11 protein-coding genes and 2 pseudogenes are annotated in these 10162 nt (G+C 58.5%); 4 read left to right on the forward strand and 9 right to left on the reverse strand.

Annotation, left to right across the window (positions count from 1 at the left end):
• Window positions 1-29 precede the first annotated feature (29 nt).
• The 7 genes and pseudogenes from ACPYOI_RS19115 to ACPYOI_RS19145 form a co-directional block, all read right to left on the reverse strand.
• Window positions 30-1010 (reverse strand): ABC transporter permease, encoded by a 981-nt coding sequence (locus tag ACPYOI_RS19115; RefSeq protein ID WP_481418874.1) that lies wholly within the window; start codon window positions 1008-1010, stop codon window positions 30-32.
• Between the two features lie 44 nt (window positions 1011-1054).
• Complete coding sequence (locus ACPYOI_RS19120) at window positions 1055-1798, reverse strand: ATP-binding cassette domain-containing protein (protein ID WP_481423172.1); 744 nt, start codon at window positions 1796-1798, stop codon at window positions 1055-1057.
• A 378-nt stretch (window positions 1799-2176) separates the two neighbouring features.
• A pseudogene (locus tag ACPYOI_RS19125) lies at window positions 2177-2326 on the reverse strand (ribulose-phosphate 3-epimerase); the annotation flags it as partial.
• Window positions 2326-3147 carry an alpha/beta fold hydrolase gene (locus ACPYOI_RS19130; protein ID WP_481418854.1) on the reverse strand — a complete coding sequence of 274 codons (822 nt, stop codon included), beginning with the start codon at window positions 3145-3147 and terminating at the stop codon, window positions 2326-2328. The pseudogene ACPYOI_RS19125 and the gene ACPYOI_RS19130, both read right to left, overlap by 1 nt.
• The gene (locus ACPYOI_RS19135) at window positions 3147-3989 is read right to left on the reverse strand and encodes a sugar phosphate isomerase/epimerase family protein (protein WP_481423173.1); all 843 of its coding nucleotides are present in this window, start codon (window positions 3987-3989) and stop codon (window positions 3147-3149) included. The genes ACPYOI_RS19130 and ACPYOI_RS19135 overlap by 1 nt, the downstream gene beginning before the upstream one ends.
• Window positions 3989-5065 carry a Gfo/Idh/MocA family protein gene (locus ACPYOI_RS19140; protein ID WP_481419935.1) on the reverse strand — a complete coding sequence of 359 codons (1077 nt, stop codon included), beginning with the start codon at window positions 5063-5065 and terminating at the stop codon, window positions 3989-3991. Before ACPYOI_RS19140 ends, ACPYOI_RS19135 begins: the two co-directional genes overlap by 1 nt.
• 706 nt (window positions 5066-5771) lie before the next feature.
• A complete protein-coding gene (locus tag ACPYOI_RS19145) occupies window positions 5772-6959 on the reverse strand; it encodes an ATP-binding protein (protein ID WP_481419934.1) in 1188 nt (395 codons plus the stop codon).
• A gap of 666 nt (window positions 6960-7625) precedes the next feature.
• Here ACPYOI_RS19145 and ACPYOI_RS19150 point away from each other — a divergent pair.
• From ACPYOI_RS19150 to ACPYOI_RS19160, 3 genes and pseudogenes are all read left to right on the forward strand, one after another.
• Window positions 7626-7697 (forward strand): annotated as a pseudogene (locus ACPYOI_RS19150) (hypothetical protein); the annotation flags it as partial.
• 60 nt (window positions 7698-7757) lie between these two features.
• The gene (locus ACPYOI_RS19155) at window positions 7758-7895 is read left to right on the forward strand and encodes a hypothetical protein (protein ID WP_481419938.1); all 138 of its coding nucleotides are present in this window, start codon (window positions 7758-7760) and stop codon (window positions 7893-7895) included.
• Window positions 7871-8593 (forward strand): IS5 family transposase, encoded by a 723-nt coding sequence (locus ACPYOI_RS19160; protein WP_481423174.1) that lies wholly within the window; start codon window positions 7871-7873, stop codon window positions 8591-8593. Before ACPYOI_RS19155 ends, ACPYOI_RS19160 begins: the two co-directional genes overlap by 25 nt.
• Window positions 8594-8669: 76 nt before the next feature.
• Here ACPYOI_RS19160 and ACPYOI_RS19165 read toward each other — a convergent pair whose 3' ends face one another.
• Window positions 8670-8996 (reverse strand): NIPSNAP family protein, encoded by a 327-nt coding sequence (locus ACPYOI_RS19165; protein ID WP_481423175.1) that lies wholly within the window; start codon window positions 8994-8996, stop codon window positions 8670-8672.
• Between the two features lie 82 nt (window positions 8997-9078).
• A complete protein-coding gene (locus ACPYOI_RS19170; protein ID WP_481419932.1) occupies window positions 9079-9783 on the reverse strand; it encodes an SDR family NAD(P)-dependent oxidoreductase in 705 nt (234 codons plus the stop codon).
• Between the two features lie 140 nt (window positions 9784-9923).
• On the opposite strand from ACPYOI_RS19170, the gene ACPYOI_RS19175 reads away from it, so the two are divergent.
• A partial coding sequence (locus ACPYOI_RS19175) for a LysR family transcriptional regulator (protein WP_481423176.1) occupies window positions 9924-10162 on the forward strand: 239 nt, incomplete at its 3' end.

A 10162-nucleotide genomic window follows, 5' to 3' on the forward strand; every position in this document is an offset into this window, starting at 1 on the left:
TCCGTGGTTCGCTGTTCCTAATTTCCGTCCTAGCGGCGCAAGGACCGGATTCTTTCAAGAATGACTGCCGCGAGGATGAAACCGCCCACGAACATTCCTTGCCAGAAGGGATTGACGCCGGCGATGAGCAAGGAGTTCCGGATCACCTCCACCAGCACGGCGCCGATGCTTGCGCCAAGAGCGGTGCCGAACCCTCCGGCGAGTGACGCGCCGCCAATGACGGTCGAGGCGATCACCTGGAGTTCGTATCCGGTTCCGATCGCATTGGTGACCGCGCCGAGCCAGCCCACCAGGAAGATCGCGCTGACCGCGGCCATCAGACCGCTGAACGCGTAGGCGGAGATCTTGATCAGATCAACCGGGATGCCGGCGAGGCGGGCCGCGCTTTCGTTGCCACCGATCGCGAAGATATATCGTCCCCATTTCGTCATGGTCAGCAGGAAGTGCAGCACGATCACGCCGACGACGAGAGCATAGACGACATTCGGCAGTCCGAACGTGTAGCCTCCCCCGAGCGCAAGGATAGCATCTGTCGACGCGCCAAACTCGTAGAACACCTCGTTGTTGGTGACGACGAGCGCCAAGCTTCGCCCCATCGACAACGTAGCGAGGGTGACGATGAAGGGCGGAAGCTTCACGAAAGTGATGATGGATCCGTTTACGACGCCGAAAAGCACGCCGAGAAGAAGCGTTCCGGCGATTCCGACGCCGAGTGGCAGACCTGCATGAAGAAGGATGCCGAGAGTGACCCCGCAAAGTCCGAGGATCGAACCAACCGAAATGTCGATCCCACCACTGATCAGGACAGGAGTCATTCCGAGTGCCATTATGCCGATGAAGCATGCGTTTTGCAGCACATTCAGAAGATTAGATGGTGTCGCGAACTTGGCCGAAATCATTGAAACCCCCAGGCCAAGAAGGAAGATAGCAATCGCGATCCACATTTCCTGTGTCATCAGCATTCGATGCAGAATGGACCGATTGTTTGCCTTTAAAAGATCAACATTCATGTCGGGGGCGTTTGGCAGGGACATTTGAATGCTCCGGGGCTTTATCAAGCTGCATGGATTGCACCGGTGATCAGGCCGGTGACTTCCTCGGGATTTGTCTGTGCAATCAGCTTGTCAGCGACCTTCCGCCCTCGCCTCATCACGACAACGCGGTCGCATACTTCGAATACGTCAGGCATGCGGTGGCTGATCAGAATGACCGAGAGACCTTGATCCTTCATACGCCGGATCAGTGAGAGAACTTCCGCAACCTGGCGGACACTGATGGCCGCCGTAGGTTCGTCCATAAGAACAATCTTCGATTTTGCAAGTCTCGTACGAGCGATCGCGACAGCCTGGCGTTGCCCTCCGGACATGCGGTCAACTAGATCTGCCGGGCGAGTTTCGGACTTCAGTTCCTGGAAGAGCTCATTGGCTCTGCGGTTCATCGTCCGGTGGTCGAGTACCTTGAATGGGCCAAGACGGCGTTGCACCTCGCGTCCCAGGAAGACATTGGCCGCAGCCGTCAGGTTGTTGCAGAGCGCCAGATCCTGATAAACGACCTCGATGCCGTGCCGGCGGGCATCAGCCGGACCGGATAAATGGACCTCGCTTCCCTCCAAGGTGTAGCGACCAGATGTAGGCTGAAAGTTGCCGGCGATCGTTTTTACGAGGGTAGACTTTCCCGCGCCATTATCGCCCATGAGCCCGAGAACTTCGCCTCGGTTGATCTCTATCGAGATGCCGTCGAGCGCACGGATCGCGCCGAATTGCATAACGATATTCTCGAGACTAACGAGCCTATCCATCCAACCCCTCCCAGGCTCGGATAACAATTCTTTCAAAAAGAAAGAAATATTAACAAGTTAGCTTTGTCAACGGATTTGCCATCTCAGGTGCAAACTTACTAATATGCGGGAGTTGTTAGATGCTCTGCAAACAAGGGCCGACGAAAAGCAGGGATCGACATCCGAGGATACCGTTATACCGGTCGACGGGAAAAAGTGCGTCCTGTATTTTCCTTCTTTTGTAAAGCAATACACCACCAATGCCCTGCCCTCGAGGACGTCGCAGTCGAACATCTTTCGAAACGACGCCCCTTGAGAGCAGTCTGGATAAATAGGACGGCGGCCACGGGCGGTGTTGACCACAATCGCCGACCGCTTGATTGTTCGAGGATTGTTCGCGGCGCCGTCGATGTGCAGCACGTCCGCGTGTGGCTCGATGCGTGCCATCTCGTCCGCGAAACGTACGAGATCGGCGGACCACACGGAAAATTCGGCGATCAGTCGATCCTTGGCAAGCTCGTTGATCCAGTCCTTGGATACGCTCGTCATCATAGGCAGGCCTTCAGAAAATTGCTCAGGGCCGAATGGAAGTCGGAAACGTAACGAGCGCGATCGACGACCTTGGGCGTGATCTCGACGAAACTGGAGTTGGGGATCATTTCGGCGATCGCCCGTGCATGAGCGATCGGATGGATGCTGTCGCGCTCGTGCCCTATCACAAGCGTCGGAATTCGGAGCGAACGAACCTCCGCCTCGGAAACGCCAGGGCCGTCGCCGGCAATCGAAGTCAGCAGCGCCGCGGTCACGTTCCTGGGATGCCGTGAGAAGAACGCGGTCAGGGAGGCCAGATTGTCGGGGGCGTCCCGGCCCAACGCGGCGGCCGTCGCAGTGTCCACGAACATCCGCTGGGCGACGTCGCCGGGATGCTCTGCCAGCAGCGCTCCCACCTCGGAGTTGGGCCTCATGTTTGCCGGCGCCGCATCCGTCACCCACGCCGGTCGAGCTATGATCAGGCCACGCACGAGATCGGGTCGCCTGACAGCGAGCCGAAGGGCGATCGCGGCTCCCATCGATATGCCACCGACGACGACGGGCGCGAATCCGTTCCGTTCGATGAGCTCCGCCGTGTCGGTAGCGAAGGTCGAGATCGAGAGGTGCTCCAGGTCACCTGGTTCCGACGCGCCCTGCCCCCGGCTTTCGAGCGTGATGCGACGAAAGCGCGGATCGACAGGGAAAGCCTCCGTGGTCTGCCGCGCATCGCCACAAAGGCCATGCTGGAAAATTACCGGTAGCCCATTGCCCCCTGCATCGTCGACGTTGAGAGTGGGTCCATCGTTGGGGGGGGTGAACTTGGCACCGGAGGTCGACATCACCGCGTCTCCAGCCCGGCGTCGGTCAATGCGGCCTTCAGGAAGGTTGCGACGTCCGGCGCCTCGTCCGCCTTCAAACCATGGGTCACAAGGGAGCGGTTGAAGCCCACCGCCTTGAGGCATGACAGGTAGTGAGGATAGTCTAAAATTCCTTTTCCTGCGGTGGTGAAGCCTCCTTCCGCCGTCCGGTCCTTCGCGTGCCCCATCACGATGCGGTCGGCGAGAAGGTCGACGCCCTCGGAGACGATCCGACGCTGGTCCTCAAGCGATGCGACCTCAAACAGGTTGGCCGGGTCGAACACGATCTTCAGCCGGCGGCTGCCCAACTCGTCGATCAGCCTGCGAGCCTTCCGAGCGGAATTGACGACATTAGCCAGTTCCGGTTCGATCCCAAGATCGACGTTGTGACAGTCGGCGATACCGATCGCGATTTCCATCGCTTCAAGCAGGTCGCGCCAAGCCTCGGGCGTGTCGTTGTCCGGATGCTCCTTCCACTGGTCAACCGGATCGCGGGTGCCGGTGCACAGCGTGATCAGCCCCGTCGCAAGACCGGCGCAGCTCGCCGCCAGAGCTTCCAGTTTTCGATGACCAGAGAGCCGTGTCACCATGTCCGGATGGATCATGTTGTAGGTGCCGGACACTGCGGCCAGCCCGACGCCGGTCGTCGCAGCCGCGTTTGCCACCCGCGCCGCCTGCTCGGGCACGACGGCGTCCGGCATCGCGGGGAGGCCGGAGCACGCCATGTTGTACTGTGCGCAGGCGAAGCCCGCCGCTCTGACGGCCGCAAGCACGGTTTCAGGATCTGTTCCGTCGAATGTCTTGGCGAATATACCGAGCTGCATCACACACCCCCGGTGACGTCTGCCAGGGCAACGCGCTTTCCAGTGTCGACGGACCGGGCGATAGCAACCATCGCCTGGACGGACGCCAGGCCGTCGTCGATGTCCGCACCTTCCAGCGGCGTGTTGTCGAGGATCGTCCTTGCAAAGCCTTCGACCTGGCGGCGGTAGAAGTGGCCGTCTGCGCCCAGCACACGGTGCGTCGCCCCGTCAGCCTCCCGGAAGAGGTCGACCTCGCTGCTCTTGTAGTACCAGGGGTTGTAGGTCTTTCCGAGGATGCTGCCGTTCTTGCCGTAGATCTGGAAGCCTTCGTGCCAGTCCATCCGGACCTGGACGGTGAGGTCGAGATGCCCAAGCGTACCAGTCGCGAACTCCACATCCACGAACCAGCACCAGATGCCGCACCGCTCGGATAGCCGGGCGTGCACGGAGACGATGTCCCCGGCGAAGTAGCGTGCGGTGTCGATCAGATGGCAGCCGTGCGCGAGCATGTAGTAGCGCCTCAGGTCCGCCTTTGGGTTGGTCGACGGCTTCTTGGCATTGGCGCTGGTGACGACCAACGGCTGGACGGCGTCTGTCATCGGATAGCGGTGGGTGCTGTCGCAGTACCAGGCCTTGAGAGCGATCATGTCGCCCATCTCGTCCCGAATGAAGGACTTGGCGGCCTGGAGGCCGGCGTCGAAGCGCTTCATGTGGCCGACCTGAAGGGTCTTTCCGGACTTCTCGACCGCGGCCTTCAGTTCCCGGCATTCCTCCACGGTCACGCCGATGGGCTTTTCGCATAGAACGTGCTTGCCGGCCTCCAGCGCCCGGATCGACGCCGCAACGTGGAAAGCGTCGGCAGTCGCAATAATAACCGCGTCGATGTTCGGGTCGGCGAGCATCCTGTCGTAGTCGTTGTACGACATTTCCGCACCGTGAGTGACGACCATGCGTTCGCGCAGGTCATCCGCAACGTCGCAGATTGCGTAGAGATCCGCGTTCGCCGCCTTCGTGCAGGCCTCGAAATGAGCCGCCTGCGCAATCTGTCCCGCTCCGAGAACACCCATGCGCAGACGTCGTTCCTGTTTTGCTGGCATCGAATTCATCCTTGTTTGACGGGTTACAGAGCGGCGCCTGTTGCGGCGTCAAATAGAATTGCCTGCGAAAGGTCGATCGCGAAAGAGGCTTTCTGCTCCGGCGCGATCGGCGTTCCGGTCGGAGGGCCGGCCATGATCTCGCGTTGTTGGGCAGGCAGCCACTCGGCTCGTCAATAATCAGCATCTGCTGCATGTCGCCTTCGGTCGGCGCCATTGCGCCAAGTTCGGGTCCAGTACATCGACATGCTGGTGGACCAACCCGGCGCGGTTCAGTATTGCGTATGATGGAAGTCGTCGACGAATTGAAAGCAAAACTGAGCGAGATCGATGCCCGGATCGAAGAGCTGCCAAGAGATCGTTGTTCTTGACGATCAGAAGGCGGCGTTTGAGAAGGTGATCAAGGTCTACGATGCCGAGTTCGAGACAGGCCCAGCATCCAAAAACGCACCCGCATTCATCACGGGAAACGGCAAGTGGCCGCGTGACCGAGCTTCTCAAGGCCAAGAACAACCGCCATGTCGTGCTTGACATCCTGCGGAGCTTCGAGCGTCCGACCACGACAAGCCGAGATCGCCGAGCAGTTCGCACACGAAGCCAACTTCGGCGACGAAAGGCGCGACTGGAGGCCGCCCTCACGAGCAGGTTTAACAGCGTACATGCACCCCGCCTAGCCTTTCCACGCATGCCATCGTCCTACGGCTTCTTGCTACGCTTGCTGCAGCTTGGCTCCTATCCAATTGCGCACCAAGTAGTCGCCGAACAATGGCACGGTGAAATCTATATCTCCATATGAAGGGCTATAGATCATACCTTTCTTGATGATGCTTGCCCGCATCGGCCCAAGCTTGTTGGGCGGCTCTTTCATCATCTCCGCAACGTCGCCTGACTTGTACGGCCCGTTGCCCAGCTTTGCCATAGCGCAAACGTACTCACGTTCGCGCGGCGTCAGGCGGTCAAAACGCACTCTAAAGAATCCGTCGTCCAGTCTCCGCAAAGCCTTCTGTGAAGATTGATCAATGTCTGCGGCATCTATTGGCGAGTGATCTGCTGTGTTCCATGCCTGATAGCCCCACTCTTGAAGGAAATAGGGATAACCGCGCGTCTTCGCGACGATCGCATGCAATGCGTCGACTTCGATCTGCTCGCCCTCTCCCTCAATCGGATTCTTGATGGCAAGCTCCGCCGACTTTTGGTCAAGAGCGCCAACCGAGGGATAAGAGAATAGCCGTTCCGCATAGGACTTCGCATCGCCAGAAAGTGCCGCCACCTGAGGCAAGCCAGCGCCGAAGAACAAGACGGGAAGCCCTTTTTGACTTGTTCGATGAATAGCGACAATTAATGCGGCGTAGTCCTGCTCACCAATGTATTGGATTTCATCGATCAGAAGCGTCCAACCGCGCCCTGCAGCTTTTGCTGCCTCGCCGACTCTGACGAACAGTTCGGCAAGATCGTATTCAATGTTTCCGCTATCGGCAGTCCCCGTCTCGGGATCGACAGACAGGGCGAAGTCCCCCATTTCAACTTTGAATATCGAGGCAAAACTGCGGAGCGCTCGCATCGCACTGAAGGCAGTAGCTTTCGCCTGCTCAATGACGCTAAGCTTGCGAAGAACCTGATGGATGCGGGTATAGAGGAGGGTTGGAAGTGGGATCCCTTCCGGCGCTTCAATCATAGAAGTTAAGTGCCCATGCTCTTCCGCGATCTGCTCAATTTTGTTTAGCAAGACCGTCTTTCCGACGCCGCGAAGACCAAGTAGTATCTGCGATTGGGTCGGCTTGCCGCGAATGGCTCGCTGGACTCCTATGCGGGCGTCTTCAAGAATCTTATCACGACCGGCGAGTTCGGGCGGTTGCGATCCAGCGCCGGGAGCGAAAGGGTTGCGAACTTCATCCATGACTCATACCCACTTTAATTAGATATAGCATTGATAATTTATAAGTGGTTATAAGTCAATATAACTTCCTAGAAGCATCTAGGATCAAGCCCCTTGGGACAATCCACGGGTCGGCACCCGCCGCTTCGCCGTCCACAGAAGCGCCGAGGCGTCCAGCGACAACTGCCCATGATCGTCTAGGTGGTTTTCTTCCGACGCATCCCATTCGCGCTCGGGTCGCCGTAACTGCTGACCCTCGTTGATTGCTCCGAACTCGATCCGACAACGAAATCGGGAACTTTGTAGCAAATTCTCCGCCACCGTTCCCACCCTCCGCGTTTGACCGAAACGTGGGGCCAACTTCTCGTGCACATTGGGGGAAAGCCGCATGATAGAGGAGCATGCCCATGACCAGCCGAACCAAAAGGTAGTTGTTACGGCACCCCGAAACTTGTGCATTTGCTATAACCATTCGCAGGCCCGTGTCCCGCCTGCGGGGATAGAAACGGTGTATTAGGCCGCAAACTCATAACGGGGTTTTGTAAGCGAGCGGATGATGATTCAATGAGGCCTTGATTTGGAGGCCTTGCGTGACCCGGCGTCGTTTCGACCTGACAGATTTCGAATGGGCGATTATTCAGCCCTTATTGCCGAACAAGAGTCGCGGCGTACCTCGGGGACCGGCGGGTGATCAACGGCATTTTGTGGCGGTTCCGCACAGGCTCGCCTTGGGCGGACGTACCGGAGCGATATGGGCCTTACACCACGTGCTACAACCGCTTCGTGCGATGGAGAAAAGCGGGTGTTTGGGATCATGTCTTGCGCGAGATCGCAAAGGCCTTCGACGGCGACATTGTCATGATCGACAGTTCCTGTGTCCGCGTTCATCAGCATGCGGCCACGGGAAAAAGGGGGATCGAGACGATGGCTGCATGGGACGTTCCCGCGGCGGCCTGACGACGAAAATCCACGCGGTCGTCGACGCCGACGGCAGACCGATCAGCCTTGATCTGACAGCGGGGCAAGCCCACGATATCAGGATGGCAGAACCGATGCTGCAGGACATGCGCGAAGGCGCGATCCTCCTTGCTGACCGCGCCTACGACACCAATGCCTTGCGAGACTTGGCCAAAGAAAAACGGGCTTGGGCCAACATTCCGGCAAAACGGAACCGCAAGGCCAGCTTTCCTTTCAGCGCATGGATCTATCGCCAACGCAATCTGATCGAACGCTTCTTCAACAAACTCAAACAGTTCCGCGGCATCCAGATACGACAAAGACCCGCGCAACTTTCTCGCCGCCATCAAGCTGGCCGCAACGCGCATCTGGATCAGGTCGTTATGAGTCTATGCCCTAGTTCGGGAGCAGCCCGGCCCTTGGCGCAAATTGCTGCGCCGGTGGGGTGGGTCGGATCGGGGACCAGACGGGTGAATCTACCCTCCACCACCGTCGCGACAGTACCACAGCTAGCAATGCACATACTGCAGTACCCTTGCACCTGCGATATGTTCCGAATTTCTGCTGACATCCACAAACTCCCTCGCGGTAATGGCTACATCGTGTGGCGCTTGCCCTCGGTCTGGGTAAGTCGGCCACATGAGAAATTTGTTCGTGCTACGCGGTCAAAGTGTTACAGACCAACTCGGCCGCTATGAGCGCGCCGGCTGAGCCGGCGCCCACTACTATGAAGTCGTACATAACCGGCCCTTCTTCACCGACTTTACGCGGCGCTTAGCGCACGCTTGAAAACGCGGTTAGCTGCAAGATCGAGTTCACCACGTCGGCGACGATGGGCCCATCCTTTTCGGTTTCGTCTTGGACCGCCAACCACTCGGGGTCGCTGATGAAGGCCGCCCATTTCCGCTCGCGCTCGGCAAGCGACTCCCACGCCAAAAGGTAGGTGAGCTCTTGATTGGATTCGCCAATCATCGTCGTCCAGAAGCCCGCCTGTCGGATGCCGTGCTTCTCCCATATTCGGATCGTCTTTGTTTCAAATCGCTTCAACAATGCCGGCAGCCGGTTGGGCATGCAGCGATAGACGCGAAGTTCATAGATCATCGTAAAGGCCTCCTGTCTCAGGTATTGATGGCGCGTCCTGTGGAGCCCTTCGCGACGACCGCGGAGGGCTCCATTACCGTCCTCACCGACCGGCGTGGCTGCCGCCATCGACATGTACGATTTCGCCCGTAACGAATCCGGCAGACTCCAGGAACAATACGGCGCTGGCGATTTCGCTCGGATCGGCGATGCGCCCCAGCGGATGGAAGCCCCCGAGCATCTCATGATCTTCCACGCGATGCATAGGCGTGTTGGTGACGCCCGGCGCGACTGCGTTCACGCGGATGCCGCTTTTGGCATATTCGATCGCGAGTACTCGGGTGACGGCGTTCAGGCCGCCCTTCGTCATTGCGGCCAGTCCAAGCCCCCCGTTGCTGGTGCCGTTATCGATGCTGCCGGTGATGTTCAGCACATGGCCGCTCTTCTGCTTTTCCATTTGGGCGATGGCCAGCTTGGTGATGTGGAAGAAGCCGGCCATGTTGACGTTCATGATCGCCTGATAATCTTCGACGGTGAACTCCGTGAAAGGCTTGGGAATAAAGATACCGGCGTTGTTCACCAGCGTGTCGATCCGGCCAAAGCGCGCAGTTGCTTCGGACACCACGCGCTGCGCGACGGCTGGATCGCCGATGTCGCCGGGCACGGTCAGGATGTTCGGATCGTCCGACGGCCTGATGCTGCGCGAGTTCGCGACGATCCGATAGTCGAGTTTGCGGAATCCCTTGACGATTTCAGCGCCGATGCCCTGCGATGCGCCGGTGATAATGACGACTTTTTCCACGGTCATGTCTTCCCATAATTTGCGTTGGCGAATGCCGCTTCGAACCTTGAGATCGGACAGCGACGACGATGACGCGAGTTCTAGAATATTTGTTGATTGGATATAATCCGAGCCGATTCGAATTCACTTATCGAGGTTTGCGAGAAATGGACACCCTAGAGGCCTTGCGGCTTTTCGTCAGTATTGCCGAGACTGGAAGCTTGTCTGCAGCCGCGCGGCTAGAATCCGTGGCCCAATCCACGGTAACGGTCGCGTTACGGGAACTTGAAAAGCGGGCTGGCGCGACCCTCATCACGCGAACCACCAGACGGCTGTCTTTCACCTATGAGGGCCGGCAGTTCCTCTCGAACGCACGGCGAATCCTAGCCGATTGGGACGCCGCGCT

This window comes from Rhizobium sp. SVR5-2C (assembly GCF_056755115.1).